Source organism: Paracraurococcus lichenis, from assembly GCF_030657435.1.
GTDB classification, from domain to species: Bacteria; Pseudomonadota; Alphaproteobacteria; order Acetobacterales; family Acetobacteraceae; genus Paracraurococcus; species Paracraurococcus lichenis.
Map to the genome: position 1 here is coordinate 150631 of NZ_JAUTWS010000005.1, position 20511 is coordinate 171141.

19 protein-coding genes are annotated in these 20511 nt (G+C 71.6%); 14 read left to right on the forward strand and 5 right to left on the reverse strand.

The features are described from left to right. Positions 1-5 precede the first annotated feature (5 nt). The 7 genes from Q7A36_RS07075 (at position 6) to Q7A36_RS07105 (ending at position 6348) form a co-directional block, all read left to right on the forward strand. Positions 6-335 (forward strand): ferredoxin family 2Fe-2S iron-sulfur cluster binding protein, encoded by a 330-nt coding sequence (locus tag Q7A36_RS07075; protein WP_305102963.1) that lies wholly within the window; start codon positions 6-8, stop codon positions 333-335. Positions 336-345: 10 nt separating this feature from the next. Further along, positions 346-1074 (forward strand): thiaminase II, encoded by a 729-nt coding sequence (gene tenA / locus Q7A36_RS07080; protein WP_305102964.1) that lies wholly within the window; start codon positions 346-348, stop codon positions 1072-1074. A gap of 35 nt (positions 1075-1109) precedes the next feature. Further along, positions 1110-2207, forward strand: a complete 1098-nt coding sequence (gene mnmA, locus Q7A36_RS07085; RefSeq protein ID WP_305102965.1) for a tRNA 2-thiouridine(34) synthase MnmA — start codon at positions 1110-1112, stop codon at positions 2205-2207. Positions 2208-2233: 26 nt separating this feature from the next. Then, positions 2234-2707 carry a hypothetical protein gene (locus Q7A36_RS07090; protein WP_305102966.1) on the forward strand — a complete coding sequence of 158 codons (474 nt, stop codon included), beginning with the start codon at positions 2234-2236 and terminating at the stop codon, positions 2705-2707. A 206-nt stretch (positions 2708-2913) separates the two neighbouring features. Beyond that, positions 2914-3063, forward strand: coding sequence for a hypothetical protein (locus tag Q7A36_RS07095; RefSeq protein ID WP_305102967.1), 150 nt, complete (start codon positions 2914-2916; stop codon positions 3061-3063). A 103-nt stretch (positions 3064-3166) separates the two neighbouring features. Further along, positions 3167-4756 (forward strand): ABC transporter substrate-binding protein, encoded by a 1590-nt coding sequence (locus tag Q7A36_RS07100; protein ID WP_305102968.1) that lies wholly within the window; start codon positions 3167-3169, stop codon positions 4754-4756. Then, on the forward strand, positions 4756-6348 hold the full coding sequence (locus Q7A36_RS07105; RefSeq protein WP_305102969.1) for a zinc-binding metallopeptidase family protein: 1593 nt from the start codon (positions 4756-4758) through the stop codon (positions 6346-6348). The genes Q7A36_RS07100 and Q7A36_RS07105 overlap by 1 nt, the downstream gene beginning before the upstream one ends. A gap of 131 nt (positions 6349-6479) precedes the next feature. Here Q7A36_RS07105 and Q7A36_RS07110 read toward each other — a convergent pair whose 3' ends face one another. Then, positions 6480-7541, reverse strand: a complete 1062-nt coding sequence (locus tag Q7A36_RS07110; RefSeq protein WP_305102970.1) for an LLM class F420-dependent oxidoreductase — start codon at positions 7539-7541, stop codon at positions 6480-6482. Between the two features lie 114 nt (positions 7542-7655). Here Q7A36_RS07110 and Q7A36_RS07115 point away from each other — a divergent pair, with 114 nt between their 5' ends. Both Q7A36_RS07115 and Q7A36_RS07120 read left to right on the forward strand, forming a co-directional pair. After that, complete coding sequence (locus tag Q7A36_RS07115; protein ID WP_305102971.1) at positions 7656-8825, forward strand: alpha/beta hydrolase; 1170 nt, start codon at positions 7656-7658, stop codon at positions 8823-8825. A gap of 93 nt (positions 8826-8918) precedes the next feature. Next, a complete protein-coding gene (locus Q7A36_RS07120) occupies positions 8919-9887 on the forward strand; it encodes a tripartite tricarboxylate transporter substrate binding protein (protein ID WP_305102972.1) in 969 nt (322 codons plus the stop codon). A gap of 51 nt (positions 9888-9938) precedes the next feature. On the opposite strand, the gene Q7A36_RS07125 is transcribed toward Q7A36_RS07120, so the two are convergent. Beyond that, positions 9939-10841: a LysR family transcriptional regulator gene (locus tag Q7A36_RS07125; protein WP_305102973.1), complete on the reverse strand. Its 903-nt coding sequence runs from the start codon at positions 10839-10841 to the stop codon at positions 9939-9941. A 93-nt stretch (positions 10842-10934) separates the two neighbouring features. Here Q7A36_RS07125 and Q7A36_RS07130 point away from each other — a divergent pair, with 93 nt between their 5' ends. The 5 genes from Q7A36_RS07130 to Q7A36_RS07150 all read left to right on the forward strand — a co-directional run bounded on the left by Q7A36_RS07130 (position 10935) and on the right by Q7A36_RS07150 (position 17283). Beyond that, positions 10935-11816: an aldo/keto reductase family oxidoreductase gene (locus Q7A36_RS07130; protein ID WP_305102974.1), complete on the forward strand. Its 882-nt coding sequence runs from the start codon at positions 10935-10937 to the stop codon at positions 11814-11816. A 161-nt stretch (positions 11817-11977) separates the two neighbouring features. Then, positions 11978-12667, forward strand: a complete 690-nt coding sequence (locus tag Q7A36_RS07135) for a hypothetical protein (RefSeq protein ID WP_305102975.1) — start codon at positions 11978-11980, stop codon at positions 12665-12667. Between the two features lie 158 nt (positions 12668-12825). Then, positions 12826-15777: an isoleucine--tRNA ligase gene (gene ileS, locus Q7A36_RS07140; RefSeq protein ID WP_305102976.1), complete on the forward strand. Its 2952-nt coding sequence runs from the start codon at positions 12826-12828 to the stop codon at positions 15775-15777. Between the two features lie 4 nt (positions 15778-15781). Continuing rightward, positions 15782-16303, forward strand: a complete 522-nt coding sequence (gene lspA, locus Q7A36_RS07145) for a signal peptidase II (protein WP_370655639.1) — start codon at positions 15782-15784, stop codon at positions 16301-16303. Positions 16304-16371: 68 nt separating this feature from the next. Beyond that, entirely contained in the window at positions 16372-17283 is a 912-nt protein-coding gene (locus Q7A36_RS07150; RefSeq protein ID WP_305102977.1) for a helix-turn-helix transcriptional regulator, read from the forward strand. Between the two features lie 26 nt (positions 17284-17309). Here the strand turns inward: Q7A36_RS07150 and Q7A36_RS07155 are convergent, their stop codons facing one another. The 3 genes from Q7A36_RS07155 to boxB all read right to left on the reverse strand — a co-directional run bounded on the left by Q7A36_RS07155 (position 17310) and on the right by boxB (position 20506). After that, entirely contained in the window at positions 17310-17756 is a 447-nt protein-coding gene (locus Q7A36_RS07155; RefSeq protein WP_305102978.1) for an acyl-CoA thioesterase, read from the reverse strand. 67 nt (positions 17757-17823) lie between these two features. Beyond that, entirely contained in the window at positions 17824-19044 is a 1221-nt protein-coding gene (boxA, locus tag Q7A36_RS07160; protein WP_305102979.1) for a benzoyl-CoA 2,3-epoxidase subunit BoxA, read from the reverse strand. A 10-nt stretch (positions 19045-19054) separates the two neighbouring features. Next, entirely contained in the window at positions 19055-20506 is a 1452-nt protein-coding gene (boxB, locus tag Q7A36_RS07165; protein WP_305102980.1) for a benzoyl-CoA 2,3-epoxidase subunit BoxB, read from the reverse strand. Between the last annotated feature and the right edge of the window lie 5 nt (positions 20507-20511).

Consider the following 20511-nt stretch of genomic DNA (forward strand, 5'->3'; position numbering starts at 1 on the left):
AGACAATGCCCAGGATGACCTTCATCGAGCGCGACGGCAGGCGCCGCGAGGTGGATGCGCCGCTCGGCCTCTCGGTCCTGGAGATCGCCCACAAGCACGGCGTCGACATCGAGGGCGCCTGCGAGGGCTCGCTCGCCTGCTCCACCTGCCATGTCATCGTCGACCCGTCCTGGTTCACGAAGCTCGCCGCGCCGACCGAGGACGAGGAGGACATGCTCGACCTCGCCTTCGACCTGCAGGAGACGAGCCGCCTCGGCTGCCAGCTCATCATGACGGAGGCGCTGGACGGGCTGGTGGTGAAGCTCCCCGCCGGCACCCGGAACGCGGGCGGGTAAGGCCGCAGGGATGGATACCTGGACCGAGGGCTTCGGCCAGGAGGGCGGCCTGTTCCGCCGGCTGCGCGAGGCCTGCGCCGCCGACTGGCGGGCCTATACCTGGCATCCCTTCGTCCAGGGCCTGAGCGACGGGACGCTGCCGCTCGCGGCCTTCCGGCGCTACCTGATCCAGGACTACCTCTTCCTGATCCATTTCGCCCGGGCCGAGGCGCTGGCGGTCTTCAAGGCCGAGAGCGTCGAGGCGATGCGCGAGAAGGCCGAGGCGATCCGCGCCATCCTGGCCGAGACCGAGATGCATCTCCGCTACTGCGCGTCGTGGGGGCTGACGGAGGCCGATGTGCGCGCCGCACCCGAGAGCGCCGAGACGGTCAGCTACACCCGCTACGTCATCGATCGCGGCCTGGCCGGCGACATCCTGGACCTGGAAGTGGCGCTCGCGCCCTGCACCGTGGGCTATGCCGAGGTGGCGCAGCGCATCCTCGCCGATCCGCGCCGGCGCGCGGAGGGGAACCCCTACCAGTCCTGGATCGATACCTATGCCGACCCGGGCTACCAGGCCATGGCGAAGGCCGCCGCGGCGCGGATCGACGCGCTGGGCGAGAGCCATGGCGGCCATGCCCGCTTCGCCGGCCTGAGCGCGACCTTCGCCGAGGCCGCGCGGCTGGAGGCGCGGTTCTGGCAGCAGGGTCTCGATGCCGCCGAGGGCGACATGGTCCCGCACGAGAAGGTCCAAAGGTAGTTGCGCATCCTCGCCGCCCAACCCATGGCACAGCCATGAGAATCCTTGTCGCCATGTCGGGCGGCGTCGACAGCAGCGTCGTCGCCGGCCTGCTGAAGGAGCAGGGGCACGAGGTCATCGGCGCCACCCTGCAGCTCTACGACCACGGCGCCGCGACCGCCCGCAAGGGGGCCTGCTGCGCGGGGCAGGACATCCACGACGCCCGCCGCGTCGCCGACCGCCTCGACATCCCGCACTACGTGCTGGACAAGGAAAGCCGCTTCTCCGACGCCGTGGTGCAGGACTTCGCCGACAGCTACGCCCGCGGCGAGACGCCGATCCCCTGCGTGCGCTGCAACCAGACGGTGAAGTTCCATGACCTGGTCGGCCTGGCCCGGGACCTGGGCGTGGAGGCGATGGCGACCGGCCACTACGTCCGCCGCGTGGAGGGTCCGCAGGGCGCCGAGTTGCACCGCGCCGCCGACCCGCACCGCGACCAGAGCTACTTCCTCTTCGCCACGACGCGCGAGCAGCTCGCATTCTCCCGCTTCCCGCTCGGCACCTATCCGGACAAGGCGGCCGTGCGCGCGGTCGCGGCGCGGCTCGGCCTGCCGGTCGCGGAGAAGCCGGACAGCCAGGACATCTGCTTCGTCCCGCAGGGCCGCTACCACGATGTCGTGGCGAAGCACCGGCCGGACGCGGTGGCACCGGGCGAGATCGTGCATCTGGACGGCCGCGTGCTCGGCCGGCACCAGGGCATCGCGCGCTACACCGTGGGGCAAGGCCGCGGCCTCGGCCAGGCCTCGCGGGATGGCGAGGAGCCGCTCTATGTCGCGGGCGTCGATGCCCGCACCCGCCGCGTCATCGTCGGTCCGCGGGCGGCGCTGCCGCAGCCGGTGGTGACGGTGGCCGAGGTGAACTGGCTGGTCGATCCGCCGGACGCACCGCTCCGCTGCCAGGTGAAGCTGCGCGCGCGGGAGGAGCCGCGCGCCGCGACGGCCGAATGGGACACCGCGGCCGGCCTGCTGCGGGTGACGCCGGCGGAACCCTCGATCGCCGCGCCCGGCCAGGCCTGCGTCCTCTATGACGGCGAGCGCGTGCTGGGCGGCGGCTTCATCCGCCGTGCCGCCGCGGCAACCGGCGCCGCGGCCTGAGGCTTCTGCCGTCCGGAGGTGGCGCGATGCCGGACAGTCCTGGTCCTTTGTTCCTCGACCTCGACGGCGTGCTGGCCGATTTCGACCGCGGCGTGGAGGCGGTGACCGGCCAGCGACCGGAGGCGCTGCCGCTGAAGACTATGTGGGCGGCGCTGGCCCGCGCCCCGCGCTTCTTCGACACGCTCGAGTTCATGCACGACGCGCAGGACCTCTGGGCCTTCTGCGCGCCGCTGCGGCCGACCATCCTGACCGGCCTGCCGCTCGGCACATGGGCGCCGGCGCAGAAGAAGGCCTGGGTCGCGCGCATGCTCGGCGCGCATGTGCCGATCGTCACCTGCATGAGCCGGGAGAAGCCGCGCTGGTCCGGCCCCGGCCATGTGCTGGTGGACGACCGCGCCTCGGCCGGCCCGGGCTGGGAGGCGAAGGGCGGTGTCTTCATCCACCACACCAGCGCCGAGCGGTCCATCGCGCGGCTGCAGGAGCTTGGTTACGGTCGCTGAAGGCGCGCGGAAGTGCCTTCGACACCGTCGAAGGCGACCATTGCCGGCGCCCGTTGCAACGAAGCAAGGCACGCGCGATTCGCATGGCTGCGACGCCGCCACGCCGCCTCGGCGCAGCCCGCGAATCCCCATCTGTTCTGCCGACAGGCCGCGTGGCGATGGCGCATGGGGCGCCGGCCCCGCCCGGCCAGCAAGGACACACGACCATGGTCTCCGCGATCGGAGCCCTCCTCACCTTCCTCCTCGGCAGCACCCTCGTCGTCTATGGCGAGGCCGTGCGCGGCGCGATGGAGCAGGCCAGCCTGCGCGCCGCCACCGCCCGTCTGCCGCGCGGCGCCGCCCAGGAATCCGCCTGACCCAAACGGGCGGATTTCGGTCCGCCCCCCTTACGGGCGGGAGATCCCGCGATAGCATCGGCGAAAACACGCCGGTCCTGTCCGCAGGAGATTTCCCGTCATCATGCAGAGACGCACCTTGTTCCAGGCCGCCGGTGCCGGCCTCGCCTCGCTCGCCGCACCGGCCGCGGTGCGCGCGCAGGCCGCGACCACGTTGCGCTTCACCCCGCAACAGGACCTGGTGACGCTCGATCCCGTCACCACCACGGCCTATATTAGCCGCAACCATGGCTACATGGTCTTCGACACCCTCTACGGCATGGACGCCAATTTCCAGGCGACGCCGCAGATGGTGGACGGTCACCGGATCGAGGATGACGGCCTCCGCTGGGACCTGACGCTGCGCGAGGGGCTGTGGTGGCATGATGGCGAGAAGGTCCTCGCGCGCGACTGCGTCGCCAGCATCCGTCGCTGGGCGAAGCGCGACCCCTTCGGCGCCAGCCTGCTGGAGGCGACCGACGAACTCTCCGCCCCGGACGACCGCACCATCCGCTTCCGGCTGAAGCGGCCCTTCCCGCTGCTGCCCATCGCGCTCGGCAAGGCCAGCGTGCCGGTCTGCGCCATGATGCCGGCGCGCCTGGCCGAGACCGATCCCTTCAAACAAGTGCCGGAGCTGATCGGCAGCGGTCCCTTCCGCTTCAAGGCGGATGAGCGCGTGCCAGGTTCGCTCAACGTCTACACCAAGTTCGAGAAATACGTCCCGCGCAAGGACGGCGCGCTCACCTGGACCTCCGGGCCTAAGGTCGTGCATTTCGACCGGGTGGAGTGGCGCAGCATGCCGGACCCCTCCACCGCGACCTCCGCGCTGATCGCCGGCGAGCAGGACTGGCAGGAATACGCCTATCACGACCAGTTGCCGCTGCTGCGCCGTGCCCGCGGCGTGACGATGAAGGTGCTCGACAGCACCGGCTTCGTCTGCATGGTCCGGATGAACCACACCCAGGCCCCCTTTAACAACCGCGCGGTGCGCCAGGCGCTGTGGCATGCGCTCGACCAGACGGCCTGCATGCAGGCGGTGGTCGGCCCGGCCGAGACCAGCCTATACACCGTCCCGCTCGGCTTCTTCGCCCCGGGCACGCCCATGGCGTCGGATGCCGGGATGGAGGTGCTGACCGCGCCGCGCGACCTGTCCAAGGCTCGCGACGCGCTGCGCGCCGCCGGCTACAAGGGCGAGCCTGTCGTGCTGATGGTCCCCTCCAACTCCGCCGTGCTCATGGCTCTCGGCGCGGTCTTCGAGGACATGCTCAAGCGCATCGGCATGACGGTCGAGGTCTATGCCGTCGAGTTCAACGCCATGCTGCAGCGGCGCAACCGCCGCGGCCCGGTCTCGGAGGGCGGCTGGAGCCTGTTCGTGACCAACTGGTCCGGCTCCGACTGGCTGAACCCCGCGGGCCATATCGCGCTGCGCGGCGGCGGCGAGCAGGGCTATGCCGGCTGGGCCAGCATGCCCCGCATCGAGGAGTTGCGCGAGGCCTGGTTCCGCGCCCCCGACCTCGCGGCGCAGCAGGCGATCTGCCGGGAGATCCAGGCCGAGGCCTTCCGCGAGGTCGCCTATTACCCGCTGGGACAGTACCTGCAGCCGACCGCCTGGCGCAGCAGCCTGACCGGCGTGCTGGACGGCTTTGCCACTTTCTGGAATGTGAGGCGCGCCTGATGCCCGACAACGACACCATCCGCGCGACCGCGCTCGACTGGATCGCGGCGAACGAGACGCGGCTCTCGGACTTCAACGCCCGCATCTGGAGCCATGCCGAGCCGGCCTGGCGCGAATACAAATCCGCCCGCGACTATGTGGAGCTGCTGCGGGCCGAGGGCTTCACCGTGGAGGCCGGCTCGGGCGGCATGCCGACCGCCTTCGTCGCGACCTGGGGCCAGGGCCGGCCGGTGCTCGCCGGCTTCTCCGAGTACGACGCGGTGCCGGGCAATTCGCAGCAGGTCGTGCCCTATCCGGCGCCGCGAGAGGGGCTGCATCCCTATACCGCGGGCCATACCGACCCGCATTCCGTCCTCGGCACCGCCTCCCTCGCCGCCATGCTCGGTGCCAAGGCGGCGATGCAGGCGCATGGCGTCGCCGGCCAGCTCAAGCTCTTCGGCGAGCCGGCGGAGAAGGTCTGCGGCTCCAAGCCCATCCACGCCGCCAAGGGCTATTACGACGACCTCGACGCCGCCGTGGTCTGGCATCCCTGGCCGCTGAACACGGTGACGGCCGAGACGCAGTTCGGCGCCTATTGGAGCGCGATCATCACCTTCGAGGCGCCGGCGCCGGAAGCTTGGGTCGATCCCATGCTGATGCCGATCGACGCCGCGCATGCCGTGGCGCGCTGCCCCGGCGCGCTGGACGCGCTCTGCCTGATGTACACCACGACCAAGTACACCAAGGAGGCGATGTTCCCGCATGCCGGGTCCTGGACGCTGAACGAATACGTCCTGGGCGATGCCGGCGCGACCTCCGACAACCTCACCCCGCGCTTCTCGCAGATCCAGTATTCCTGGCGCTCCTCCTCGCTCGGCATCCAGGAGCAGATCTGGCGCGTGCTGGCGAACAATGCCCGGCACGTCGCGGGCATCACGGGCTGCAAGGCCTTCGTGCGCTGGGTGACCAAGACCCGTGTGGGCGTGCCGAATGCGGTCATGACCGACCTGACCTGGAAGAACCTGCAGGCGGTCGGCGCGCCGAGCTATCCGGAAGAGGCGCTGGAATTCGGCCGGCAGATGCAGCGGCATCTCGGCCTCGAGCCCATGGACGATCCCTTCATCCCGACGGTGACGCGGCTGACGCCGCCGGAGGAGAACGAGGCGAAGCTGCGCGCCGCCCTGCCCGACTGGCAGAAGCACCTGAGCGCCGACGACTATGTCGAGTTCTGCTGGCACGCGCCGACCGTGCGGCTGCTGGCGGCGCGGCCGCGGCTGCGCCCGCCCGCGCCGGGCTATGCCTATCCGAACTGGACCTACAATGCGCTCGGCGGACTGCCCGCCGCGATGGATCCCGGCCTGTTCGTGGCCGCGAAGACCATGGCGCTGACGCTGGTGGACCTGGCGACGCAGCCGGATGTGCTGGCGGCGGCGCAGGCGGAGTTCCGTGAACGCACGAAGCCCGGCACGCCGGACTGGGTGCCGCCGCTGCTGCCGCGCGACTTCCACCCGCCGGTCGACCTGCGCTGGCCGGAATACGTGGCGACGCCGCGCGGCGAGGAATGGACCTTCCCGACGCCGCACCACGGCACCGGCGCCGGGGAGCCGCTGTAATCCAGAATTGCAGCCGCCGCAGGCGGCTGAGCGCCCGAATGGGCGCCGCGCCAGACGGCGCGTAGCCAAGCCGCGGAGCGGTGCCGGCGATTGAGGCCACATGAATGCGACAGCATTCATGTGGAACAAGACTATTCGCCGGGCCCGTTCAGCCCGGCGGCCTGCGCCATGACCTCGATCGCCTCGGGCTGGCGGGAGCGGACGGTGATCGCATCCGCGCCCGACTCCGCCCAAGGCCGCCAGCGTTCGCGGATGCGCGCCGGCGGGCCGACCAGCGACTTCCAGTCCACCCATTCGTCGGGCACGGCGGCGATCGCCTCCTCCTTCCGCCCGGCGAGGTAGAGGTCCTGGATGCGGTCCGCCGCCTCGCCGAAGCCGCGGCGGATCATCATGTCCTTGTGGAAATTCTTGTCCCGGTGGCCCATGCCGCCGACATAGAGCGCGACCTCCGGCTTCAGCTTCGCCAGCCCCGCCGACACGTCCTCCGTCACCTCCACATGCACCGAGGCCTGGATAGTGAAGTCGGCGCGGGTCTTCGGCCGCCCGGTCGCCTTCTCCGCGCGGCGGAAGCCTTCCTCCAGCCAGGGCAGGTATTCGGGCAGCGAGCCCGGGACGAAGCCCAGCGCCAGCCAGCCATCGGCAATCTCGCCGGTCAGCTTCACCGTTGCCTCGTTGCCGGTGCCGAGCCAGATGGGGATGTCCGGGTTCATGTGCAGGATGGATTTCAGCGGCTTGCCGACGCCGAGCGCGCCCTCGCCCGTATAGGGCAGGCTGATCTCGCGGCCCTCATGCACGACCGGCGCCTCGCGGCGGAAGATCTTGCGCATGATCTCGGTATAGTCCTTCAGGCGGTAATAGGGCCGGCCCCAGGGCTCGCCGTACCAGCCCTCGACGATCTGCGGGCCGGAGACGCCAAGGCCGGCGATGAAGCGGCCGCCGCCGGCCAGCGCATCCACCGTCGCCGCGCACATCGCCGCATTGGCGGGGGTTCGCGCGGCAAGCTGCATGATGCCGGTGCCGAGCCTGATGCGCTTCGTCACCGCCGCGAGATAGGCGAGCGGCGTCACGGCATCGGTGCCATAGGCCTCCGCCGTCCAGACGCTGTCATAGCCCAGCGCCTCCGCGCGCTGGACCAGCGCGACCGGCAGGTCGAGATGCGCGCCGGAATAGCCGATGGACAGGCCGAGCTTCATCCTGGCTTTCCTTCCCCTATCGTTGTTGCTGCCGCGCAGGCTCGCGCGCCGCGCCGCGGCTGGCAATGGCGCCGTGCCGCGCTAGGCTTGCCCCAACGAGACAAGGAGGAAACGATGCACCCCATCCGCACCGGGCTGGCGGCCGCCTTGGCCGCGCTGCTCGCCAGCCCGTTGTGCGCCGCGGCGCAGGGCAACCCGCCGCCCGCGACCCTCCCGTCCTCCGTCCCCGCTGTCGAGAGCAACGTCGCGCGTCAGGGCTATTTCTACGTGGGCGGCCGCTATGCCGGGGAGCCGGGGCGCGAGGTCATGCTGGGCCAGATCTATGTCGAGGTCTGGGCCCCACGCGAGGTGAAGCATCCCTACCCGCTCGTCCTCTTCCACGGCGCCAGTTCCACCGGCACGACCTGGATGCAGACGCCGGACGGCCGCAAGGGCTGGGCGCATCTCTTCGTCGACATGGGCTACATCGTCTACATCACGGACCAGCCTGCGCGCGGCCGGTCCGCCTACCAGGCGGCGCTTCAAGGCAGGCAGATCGCCGCCACCGTCGCGGGGACCGAGCGCAACAACACCAATGCGCGGGAGGCCGGCACCTGGCCGCAGGCGAAGCTGCACACGCAGTATCCCGGCGAAGGCCCGGACCGCGGCCGCAAGGGCAACCCGGTCTTCGATGCCGGCTTCGCCCGCAGCGTCCCCTACCTCGCCAGCAATCACGAGACCCAGGACCTCGTGCAGCAGGCCGGCGCCGCGCTGCTCGACCGGATCGGGCCGGCGATCCTGGTGACGCATTCCCAGGCCGGCCCCTTCGGCTGGCTGCTGGCGGATGCGCGGCCGAATCTCGTCAAGGGGATCGTCGCCATCGAGCCCTCCGGCCCACCCTTCGAGAACCAGGTCAACGCCACCGGCCGCGCCCGCCCCTGGGGTCCGGCCGATATCCGCCTGACCTACGACCCGCCCGTCACCGACCCGGCGCAGTTGGCGGTGGAGCGGCAGGCGGAGCCGGAGGCACCGAACCTCGTCCCCTGCTGGCTGCAGTCCGGCCCGCCGCGCAGCCTGCCCAACCTGCGCGGCATCCCGGTCGCGATCATCACCGGCGAGGCCTCCTACCACGCGCCCTATGACCATTGCACCGCGCGCTACCTGGCGCAGGCGGGCGTCGCGGTCGAGCACATCCGGCTCGAGGCGCGGGGCATTCATGGCAATGGCCACGGCATCCCGTCGGAGCTCAACAACGTCCAGACGGCACGGCTGGTGGACGACTGGCTCGGTGCGAAGCTGCGCTGAGCCGCCGGCCGCGGTTGCCAAGGCCGCGGCCGCATGGTCCGATCGCCGCCGAAGCACGAGCGCGCCAGAGCGCGCCGGACGGGAGGATCCGCCATGCATCGTCGTACCCTGCTGGCCGCGCTGGCGGCCGCACCCCCGGCCGCGCCCGCCCTGGCCCAGGGCAGCGGGGGAGGCTTTCCCGACCGGCCGCTGACCATGGTGCTGGCCTTCCCGGCCGGCGGCGGCACCGATGTCGCGGCGCGGCCGCTGGCCAAGATCATGGAGCGCTACCTCGGCCAGCCGATCGCGGTGGTGAACCGCCCCGGCGCCTCCGGCGAGATCGGCTTCACCGAGCTCGCCCGCACCAGGCCCGACGGATACACCATCGGCTTCATCAATACGCCCACCATCGTCACCATCCCGATCGAGCGGCCGCAGGCGCGCTTCCGCCTCGACGACTTCGCCCCCGTCCTGAACATCGTGGACGACCCCGGCGCCATCTGGGTGCTGCCCGACAGCCCGATCCGCAGCGTCGCCGACCTGGTGGCGGAGGCGAAGAAGCGCCCGGGGCAGATCGCCTACGGCACCTCCGGCATCGGCTCGGACGACCACCTCGCCGTGCTGGCGCTGGAGCGGGTGACGGGGACGAAGTTCCTGCACATCCCCTTCGCCGGCGGCGCGCCGGTGCGCACCGCGACGCTGTCGAAGCAGATCGAGCTGGCGGTGACCAATATGGGCGAGGCGATCGGCGACTACCGGCAGGGGCTGTTCCGGCCCATCGGCCAGATGGGCACCGCGCGCTGGCCGGTGATGCCCGACGTGCCCACCTTCCGCGAGCAGGGCTTCGACGTGGTCGAGGGCTCGATGCGCGGCCTCGCCGCCCCGGCCGGCCTGCCGCGGCCGGTGCTGGAGCGGCTGGTCGAGGCCGCGCGCCAGGCGGCGGCGGACCCGGAATGGCAGGCGGTGGCGACCCAGCTTGCCCTGCCGCTCCGGCTGCTGGGCCCGGACGAGTTCCGCGCCGAACTGGTGGCGCTGCGGGCGCATTACGAGAAGCTCTGGGCGGCGCATCCCTGGCGGGACTGAGCCGCGCTCAATGCCGCGCCGAGTCCGATCCGGACGCCCGGCCTGCGGCGGTCATCCGGCCGAAGCCCTGATGAAGTCGATGAAGGCCCGGAGCGGGGCGGGCACCAGGCGACGCCCAGGATAATACAGGAAAGGTCCGGAGAAGGACGGCCACCAGGGCTCGAGGACAGCCTCCAGCGCACCGCTGTCGAGGTGTGGGCGCAGCCAGTCCTCGAAGAGGGTGATGATGCCGGTGCCGGCGATGGCGGCGTCCACGGCGAGATCGGTCGCCGCGCCGAGACTGACGAGCAGCGGCCCCCTGGGGTCGACCCGCACGACCTCGCCCTCCCGCTCGAACTCCCATGCGATCATAGTGCCGCTGGCGAAGCGGCCGCCGAGGCAGGCATGGCCGAGCAGGTCCCGGGGATGCTGCGGCTTGCCATGCCGGCGGAGATAGGCCGGGGAGGCGGCCGTGGCGAAGCGCTGGATGCGGGGCCCGATCGGCAGCGCGATCATGTCCGCCTCCAGCCGCTCGTCGTAGCGGATGCCGGCGTCGCAGCCGGCGGCCAGGACGTCCACGAAGCTGTCCTCGGCGATGACCTCCATCCGGATGTCGGGAAAGGCCGCGAGGAAGGGCGGCACGATGCGGGGCAGCACCAGGCGCGCCGCGCTGACCGGGACATTGAGCCGCAGCGTGCCCGCCGGCCGGTCGCGGAAGCCGTTGACCACGTCCAGCGCGGCGTCCACCTCGCCCAGCGCCGGGCCGAGCCGCTCCAGCAGGCGCGCACCCGCCTCGGTCGGCCGGACGCTGCGGGTGGTGCGATGCAGCAGCCTGACGCCGAGCCTGGCCTCCAGCCGGCGCACCGCCTCGCTGAGGCCCGAGGCGCTGGTGCCGGCCACCCGCGCGCCCTCGCGGAAGCCCCCGGCGCGCGCCACGGCGAGGAAGGCCTGGAGGTCGCCGAGATCGGCCCGCATTGTTCGCCATCTCGCACAGGGTGTGCGGATTGTACCCTGTTATCGCGCAGCGCAACAGGACGTAGCCAGGGGGCACCACGAAGGAGAGCCCCCATGACCAGCATCCATCAGGCCGGGACCTTTCGCCTTGGCAGCCGCCGCATGACGCGGCTCGGCTACGGCGCCATGCAGCTTGCCGGCCCCGGCGTGTTCGGGCCGCCCCGGGACCACGACGCGGCGCTTGCCGTGCTGCGCGAGGCGGTCGCCAGCGGCGTCGACCACATCGACACCAGCGACTTCTACGGCCCGCACGTCACCAACCAGCTCATCCGGGAGGCGCTGGCGCCCTATCCCGCCAACCTCACCCTCGTCACCAAGGTCGGCGCCCGGCGGGACGGGACGGGCGCCTGGCTCCCGGCCTTCTCGCGGGAGGAGTTGACCCGGGCGGTGCATGACAACCTGCGCCACCTCGGCCTCGAGGTGCTGGAGGTGGTCAACCTGCGCATCATGTTCGACGTCCATGGGCCGGCCGAGGGCTCGATCGAGGCACCGCTCACCGTGCTGGCCGAACTGCAGCGGCAGGGCCTGGTCCGCCATATCGGCCTCAGCAACGTCACGCCGGCGCAGGTGGCCGAGGGCCGCCGGCTCTGCGACATCGCCTGCGTGCAGAACCACTACAACCTCGCGCATCGCGGCGACGATGCGCTGATCGACGACCTCGCCCGCGCCGGCATCCCCTATGTCCCCTTCTTCCCGCTCGGCGGCTTCAGCCCGCTGCAATCCTCGGCCCTGTCGGAGGTGGCGGGCCGCCTGGGCGCCACGCCCATGCAGGTCGCGCTCGCCTGGCTGCTGCGCCGCTCGCCCAATATCCTGCTGATCCCCGGCACTTCCTCGGTGGCGCATCTGCGGGAGAACCTTGCCGCCGCCTCGCTCGTGCTGCCGGACGGGACGGTGGCGGTGCTGGACCGGATCGCGGCGGAGGGCGCGACGGCCTGACCGATCCCGGCCCGGTGGAGCCCGGCCTGCCGATGGCGGTCACGATCGCGCCCCTGCGCTTTCGCCCAGGCACGGCGCCCTCCCTGTGCGCCACGGCACTGTCGTAACCACTTCGTTTGCCTCACCCTCGGACCCAATCCGCCCGAGGGAGAGCCGCGCCCATGCCCACCCCGCCGCTCCGCGCCGCCCTGCTGGCCCTGCTTCTGCTCCTCGCGCCCGGCGCCCGGGCCGGGGAGGTCGCGTGGTGGGAGCCGCTCTGGCTCCAGCCGCCGGGCGCGGATGTCCCCTTCCCTGCCCTGCTCAGCCTGCCCGCCGGCTGGCAGCCGGGCGATGCGGCCGTCGTCCTGCTGCCGGACGGCCCCGCGCCCACGCCGCTCCGCCTGCGGCTGGTCGAGGCGCTGCTGGCCGCCGAGGCCGCGGTGCTGGAACTCGACCCGCACGCCGCCCGCGCCGGCGTGCCGGGCCTCTCGCCCGTCGCCGCGCTGCCGCCCGCCGATGCCGGGCCGGCGCTGCGGGCGGCCCTGCAGGCCCTGCAGGCGGAGACCGGGGCCGGCCTGCTGGTCGCCATCGGCCTCGGCCCGGCCGGGGAGACCGCCTTGCGCGCGGCCGAGGAGCCGGCGCCGTCGCTCGCCGCCGCGGCGGCGCTCGGCGGACCGCTCCGCATCGCCGCCGGCGCGCCGCCTGCCGCGGGCCAGCGCTGGGACCTGCGCGCCCCGCTGCTCTGCGCCCTGCTGGCGGGCGCGGCGGAGGAGCCGGCGGCGCGCGGCCGGTGCGAGGGCGCGCTGCTTGGCCCGCCGGCGCGGCGGCCAGCCCTCGCGCGGCTTGACCCGGCCCCGCCGCGCTCCCCATAAGCCTCCCATGCAGCGTTGGGCGCATCGCAGCGGCAGCGGCCGAATTCCTGGCCCGGTCCTCGCCTGAGGCGGTCTTCCCGCCAGGCCGGGGCCGGGACCTCTCCGCGCGCATCCACCGCTCCGCCGGCGCCAGGCCGCCGCGGCCAGGAATCCAAGCCATGAACGACGCACCCGCCGAAGCCCCCGCCCGCGACTACCGCGGCACCGTCTTCCTGCCCGAGACCCCCTTCCCCATGCGCGGCGACCTGCCGAAGCGGGAGCCGCAATGGCTCGAGCGCTGGCAGCGCATCCGGCTCTGGGAGAGGCTGCGCGAGCAGTCGAAGGGGCGGGAGACGTTCGTCCTGCATGACGGCCCGCCCTATGCAAACGGCCCGCTGCATATCGGCCACGCGCTGAACAAGATCCTGAAGGACGTGATCAACCGCGCCGCGCAGATGGCCGGCCGCGATGCCGACTACGTCCCGGGCTGGGACTGCCACGGCCTGCCGATCGAGTGGAAGATCGAGGAGGAGTACCGGAATCCCAAGGGCAAGTACCAGGGCGGCCGCAACAAGGACGACGTCCCGGTGCTGGAGTTCCGCGCGGAGTGCCGCGCCTATGCCGAGCACTGGCTGGGCGTGCAGCGGGAGGAGTTCCAGCGCCTCGGCGTCCTCGGCGACTGGGCCGGGCGCTACGCCACCATGGACCTGCCGAGCGAGGCCGCGATCGTGCGGGAAATCGGCAAGTTCCTGATGAACGGCTCGCTCTATCGCGGCCTGCGGCCCGTCATGTGGAGCCCGGTCGAGAAGACCGCGCTGGCCGAGGCCGAGATCGAGTACCACGACCATGTCTCGCCGACGCTCTGGGCGCGCTTCCGCGTCCGGCAGGCGGCGGCGGAGGACCTGGTCGGCGCCTCGGTCGTGATCTGGACCACGACGCCCTGGACCATCCCCGCCAACCGCGCCATCGCCTATGGCGAGGAGATCGACTACGCGCTGGTGCATGTCGAGGGGGTGGCCGAGGGCAGCCACCTGGTCCCGGGCGAGCGGCTGCTGGTCGCCCTGCCGCTGCTGCCGCAATTCGAGAAGGACGCGAAGCTCGGCGCGCATACCGTCCGGCGCGTGCTGAAGGGCGCGGAGCTGGCCGGCGCGGTCGCGGCGCATCCGATGGCGACGGCGAATTTTACCGCGGCGCTCGGGGTCGACAGCGCCGTGCTGGCGCAGGCGCGGCTGAAGGCGGCGGGCGTCGACGAGAAGGTGGTCGGCGGCTACGACTTCCCGGTGCCGCTGCTGCCCGGCGATTTCGTGACGACCGAGGCCGGCACGGGCTTCGTCCACATCGCGCCGAGCCATGGCGAGGACGACTTCAACCTCGGCCGCGCGCATGGCCTGCCGGTGCCGGAGACGGTGGGCGACGACGGCACCTTCACCCGGCAGGCGGCCGGCTTCACCGGCCTGCATGTCTTCAAGGCGCATGACGCCATCTACGCCGCCTGCGCGGCGGCCGGCACGCTGGTGGCGAAGGCGAAGCTGACGCACAGCTACCCGCATAGCTGGCGGTCGAAGAAGCCGGTGATCTTCCGCGCGACACCGCAATGGTTCATCGCCATGGACGACGGCAACCGCATCCGGGAGAAGGCGCTGGCCGCGATCGACGCGACCTATTTCGTCCCCGACCAGGGCCGCAACCGCATCGGCAGCATGGTCGCGGCACGGCCGGACTGGTGCATCAGCCGCCAGCGCGCCTGGGGCGTGCCCATCGCCGTCTTCGTCGAGAAGGCGACCGGCGAGGTGCTGCGCGACCCCGCCGTCATGCAGCGCATCGTCGATGCCTTCACGGTGGAAGGCGCGGATGCCTGGTACCAGCCGGGCGCCGCTTCCCGCTTCCTGAATGGTGATGCCGGCTCCGCCGGCGGGGGCGAGGGACGCAACCCTGCCGACTACGAGCAGGTCATGGACATCGTCGACGTGTGGTTCGAGAGCGGGAGCACCCATTCCTTCGTCCTGCCCGACCACAGCCTGCCCTTCCCGGCCGACCTCTACCTCGAGGGCTCCGACCAGCATCGCGGCTGGTTCCATTCCTCGCTGCTCGAGAGCGTCGGGACCAGGGGCGTCGCGCCCTTTAAGTCGGTCCTGACGCATGGCTTCGTGCTCGACGAGCAGGGCCGCAAGATGTCGAAGTCGCTGGGCAATACCACCGCCCCGCAGGATGTGCTGAAGCAGTACGGCGCCGATATCCTGCGGCTCTGGGTGATGAACTCCGACACCTCGGACGACCTGCGCATCGGGCCGGAGATCCTGAAGCAGCAGGCGGAGCTCTATCGGCGCATCCGCAACACGCTGCGCTGGCTGCTCGGCAACCTCGCCGGCTTCGAGGAGGCGGAGATCGTCCCCTATGCCGAGCTGCCGGAGCTGGAGCGCTGGGTGCTGCACCGGCTGACGGAGCTGAACGCCAAGGTCTGCGCCGCGGCCGACCCGGACAGCCCGACGCGCTTCGACTGGACCGGCGTGGTGCCGGAGATCCACAACTTCTGCTCGACGGACCTCTCGGCCTTCTACTTCGACATCCGCAAGGACGCGCTCTACTGCGATGCGCCGGACAGCCACCGGCGGCGCAGCGCGCGGACGGTGCTGGACGTGCTGCACCGCTGCCTCTGCGCCTGGCTGGCGCCGGTGCTGGTCTTCACCGCGGAGGAAGCCTGGCTGGCCCGCTTCGCGGACGAGGAAGGGAGCGTCCACCTGACCGACTTCCCGCTGGTGCCGGAGGGCTGGAAGGACGAGGCGCTGGCGGCGCGCTGGGCCGCCATCCGGCAGTTCCGCCGCAGCGTCACCGGCGACATCGAGGAGAAGCGCCGCGCCGGCACCATCGGCTCCTCGCTGCAGGCGAAGGCGCTGCTGCGCTTTGCCGAGGGCGACGCCGCCGACGTGCTCTCACCCGCCGAATGGGAGGAGGTGCTGATCGTCTCCCAGGCCGAGGTCGCGCGCGCGGCCGAGACCGGCGAGACGGTGGAGGTCGCCCCCGGCGCCAAATGCGACCGCTGCTGGCGCGTCCTGCCGGAGGTCGGCTTCTCGAAGAAGCACCCGACGCTCTGCCGCCGCTGCGAGGCGGTGGTCGAGGCCCGGGGAGCCTGACGCCTTGAGCGCGACGACCACCGCCGCGGCCCCGGTCCGCGGCGGCCTCCGCCTCGGCCTGCTCGCCGCCCTCCTGCTGCTCGCCGCCGACCAGGCGAGCAAGTGGTGGATCCTGGAGGGCCTCCGCCTGCCGGAGCTGCGGAGCGTCCCGCTGCTGGCCGCGGGGCCGCTCGGCCTCGACCTCACCATGGTCTGGAACCGCGGCGTGACCTTCGGCCTGCTCTCGGGCGAGGGGCCGCTGAACCATGTCCTGCTGGCGCTGCTCGCCGCCGCCATCGCCGCCTTCCTGCTGCGCTGGCTGGCGCGGGCGGAGACGCGGCCGGTCGCCGTGGCCCTCGGCGCCGTCATCGGCGGCGCCATCGGCAATGTCATCGACCGGCTGCGCTTCGGCGCGGTGGTCGACTTCATCCATGCCCATGCCTGGGGCTGGAGCTGGTACGTCTTCAATGTGGCCGACGCCGCCATCGTCTGCGGCGTCGCGGTGCTGATCGCCGACGCGCTGCTGCGGCGCCCCGCGCCGGGCTGAACGCGGCCGGCGCCGGAAAAGCGAGACAGCGCCTCCCGCGCCGGGCGGCGCTGGCCTAGTCTGGCCGCATGGACCCTGAGGACCGCGCCCCGCCGGAGCGGGCGCATAGCGAACCGGGCGACGCGCCCTTCCTGCAGGCCATCGGCCAGCGCCTGCGCACGGCCCGCGCCCGCCGCGGCGTGACGCGCCGCGACCTCTCCCGCCGCAGCGCGGTCAGCGAGCGCTACATCGCGCAGCTCGAATCCGGCACGGGCAACATCTCCGTCCTGCTGCTGCGGCGGATCGCCCGGGCGCTGGGCATCGGCGCCGAGGAGCTGGTCGCGGAGCGGCCGGAGCGCAGCGTCGAGCGCCTGCTGCTGGAGCAGGTGGTGGCGCAACTGCCGGAATCCCGCCTGGCCGAGGCCCGCGCGCTGCTGCAGGCGCGCTTCGGCCGGCAGGAGGCGCAGTCGCGCGGCCGGCGCGTCGCGCTGATCGGGTTGCGCGGTGCCGGCAAGTCCACGCTCGGGCGGCTGCTGGCGCAGAAGCTCGGCATCGGTTTCGTCGAGCTGGACCGGGAGGTGGAGCGGGAGGGCCGCATGGAACTCTCCGACATCTTTGCCAGCCAGGGCCAGGACGGCTTCCGCCGCCTGGAACGGGCGGCCCTGCAGCGCCTGGTGCGGGAAGGCACGCCGGCAGTGATCGCGGCCGGCGGCGGCATCGTGGCGGAGGCGGAGACCTTCGAGTTCCTGCTCGACACCTGCGCGACGGTCTGGCTGCGGGCGAGCCCGGAGGAGCACATGCGCCGGGTGCAGGACCAGGGCGACCTGCGGCCCATGCGCGACAACAAGCGGGCCATGGACGACCTGCGCGCCATCCTGGCGAGCCGCGAGGCGCTCTATGCCAAGGCGGACTTCACCGTGGACACCAGCGGCCGGACAGTGGAGGAGAGCCTGCGGGCGCTGCTGGCGCTGCCGGGCGTGACCTTGGCGGAGGCGGGATAGCGAAGGAGGGGCATCCCTGCCGGGGGTCAGGCGCCCCCTGGACCGGCCTGGGTCTGGCACGCCCCCAGCGCGTCTTCCGCCGCCAGCGCCGCCGCGAACCGCTCCGGCGCCGGGACGGGCTTCATGGCCGCCGCCTCCACGAAGACGCAGGCCAGCACCGCCTCGTAGACTAGGCGCTCGCCGATTCGGCCGGTGACCGCGAAGCGCAGCGAGGAACGGCCGCGGTTCACCAGCCGCACTTCGCTGTCCAGCACGTCGCGCGGCGTCACCGGGCTCCGGAAATCCATCGAGGCATGCACGAAGGGCGTGCCGATGCCGAGGTCGACATTCATCTCGTACCAGCCGCAGCCCAGCCGCTCCTGGAACCAGCGTTCCAGCGCCTCCATGGCGAAGTCGAGGAAGCGCGCGGTATAGGCAATGCGCGCCGCATCCGTCTCGCCCCAGAGGATACGACGGCTATGGACGAAAGGCACGCCATGGGCCGTCCGATTCACGCCTGCGGTACTCGGCTCCGCCTCCGCCCTTCGGCGATCGGGCGGCTCAGTAGGTCTCGACATGGTAGCGTCCCTGCTCGCGCATGCCGGCGCGCAGCGCGTGCCAGTCGATCCCATGCTCCCGCCCGATGGCGGCGAAGGCCTCCTCCACGCCGGTCTCGAGGCCGCGCAGCCCGCAGACATAGATATGGGTGGTGGGCTTGCGCAGCAGCGCGGCCACTTCCTCGGCCTGCGCGCGCAGCCGGTCCTGCACGTATTCCTTCGGCGCCTCGGGCAGCCGGCTGAAGACCAGGTGTTGCGAGAGCACGGCGGCCGGCACCTTCTGCAGCGGGCCGAAATAGGGCAGTTCCTGCGGCGTGCGCGCCCCGAAGAACAGGTGCAGCCGGCCGCGGCCCTGGGTGCCGAGCCGCCGGCGCCGCTCGGTGAAGGCGCGGAAGGGCGCGGCGCCGGTGCCGGTGCAGAGCATCAGGATGTCCGCCTCCGGGTCGTCCGGCATCAGGAAGGTGGCGCCGAAGGGACCGATGACCTCGACCGTGTCGCCGAGCGCCAGGTCACAGAGGTAGTTGCTGGCGATGCCACGGAAGACCGAGCCGTCCGGCTGAGGTTCCGCCACGCGCTTGACGGTCAGCGCCAGGTTGTTGGTGTTCGGCCGCTCCCCGTCGCGCGCGCTGCAGATGGAGTAGAGCCGCATGGCATGCGGCCGGCCGTTGGCATCGGTGCCGGACGGGACGATGCCGATGCTCTGTCCCTCCAGCACCGGGAAGGGCACGGTGCCGAAATCGAGGATGATGTGGTGCACGTCGCTGCCCGTGCCGGCCTTGGTGACGCGGATATTGCCCGTCACCTTCGCCGTCGCGGGACCGGCGCGGTTGAACAGGTTCACCCGCGGCTTGCTGGCCGAGGCCGGGGCACGCGCCGCGCCGCCCGCGCCCTTATGGGCATCGGCGAGCAGCGCGGCGGCTTCCTCGTCCAGCGCGTCGACCGCCGGCTCGGCCAGCGCCGGCCGGGGCGGCAGTTCCTGCCAGGAGAACTGCTCTTCGATGCTGAAGGGTGCGCCCACCTGGAACCAGTTGTCGATCGCGCCCGTCGGGCAGGGCGAGACGCAATCCATGCAGTGGTTGCAGGTGCCGGCATCGACGACGTAGTTGTTGTCGTCATGCGTGATGGCGCCGATGGGGCAGGTCGCCTCGCAGGTGTTGCAGCGGATGCAGATCTCCGGGTCGATGAGGTGCTGCTTCAGCCCCGCCGTCGCCTGCGAGCCGTCCATGATGTGCCCCTTACGAGTTCCAGAGCTTCACGTATTCGAAGTCGCCCGGCTTGTTGTCGATGCCGACCTTGGGCGGCGCGATCCAGGAGGCATAGGCGCCCGCCTTGTCCACCGGCGTCATCAGCCCGGTGATGTAGAGCTTGTCGTCGGCGGAGGGCAGCCAGCGGTCGCGGTTCGCCGCCCAGGTCGCCGCATCGATCACCCGCCCCTCGGGATCGGCATGGATGCCGGAGAACTCGCCGATCTTCCGGTTGAAGGCGACATGCGGCAGGGTCAGGCGGAAGTCGATGCCGGCCTTCTCGATCACCTTGTTCCAGCGGCCGACGCCGCCCTGGCAGTCCTGCACGTAGTCGTCGCGCAGCCGCATGTTCAGTGCCGAGAGCGCCGGGACCGCCTCGTTCACGATCGCGCCGTCCTTGCAGCGCAGCACCGGATAGGTCGCGTCCAGCAGGCGGTGGTCGTCGTCGATCTTGTCCTCGCGGTAGCGGCCCTTGAGGCCGGCATTGTAGGCATTCGCCGCGTTGGTGGAGACCTCGCTGCCGAAGAGGTCGAGCGTCAGGGTGAAGTGCAGGTTCAGCTTGCGCTGCAGCGCCGGCAGGTCGACCACACCGAGGACGCGGATGCGCTCCACGTCGTAGGGGTCGCCGATGCCGGCCTCCTTCATCGCCTGGCAGGTGCGTTCCACGATGCGCTGCACGCCGGTCTCGCCGACGAACATGTGGTGCGCTTCCTCGGTCAGCATGAAGCGGCAGGTGCGCGACAGCGGGTCGAAGCCCGACTGCGCCAGCGCCTCGAGCTGCATCTTGCCGTCGCGGTCGGTGAAGAAGGTGAACATGAAGAAGCTCACCCAGTCCGGCGTCTCCTCGTTGAAGGCGCCGAGCATGCGCGGGCTGTCCTCGTTCCCGCTGCGGCGGCGGAGCAGCTCCTCCGCCTCCTCGCGCCCGTCCTTGCCCATGTATTTCTGCAGCAGGTAGACCATGGCCCAGAGGTGCCGGCCTTCCTCGACATTCACCTGGAACAGGTTGCGCATGTCGTAGAGGCTGGGCGCGGTCTTGCCGAGGAAGCGCTGCTGCTCGACCGAGGCCGGCTCGGTATCGCCCTGGATCACCATCAGGCGGCGGAGCATGCCGCGGTACTCGCCCGGCACCTCCTGCCAGGCAGGCTCGCCCTTGTGCTGGCCGAAGCCGATCTTCCGATCGGGCACGGCGGGCGCCAGCAGGATGCCCCATTTGTATTCGGGCATCCGGACGTAGTCGAACTTCGCCCAGCCCTTCGGGTCCACGGAGATGGCGGTGCGGAGGTACACCAGGCTCTCCTGGAAGCCCTCCGGCCCCATGTCCTTCCACCAGTCGATATAGCCGGGATGCCAGGTTTCCAGCGCCTTGCGCACGCGCGCATCGGCGTTGAGGTCCACGTTGTTCGGGATCAGGCCGTCATAGTTGACGTTCATGCCGTCGGGCATCTGGT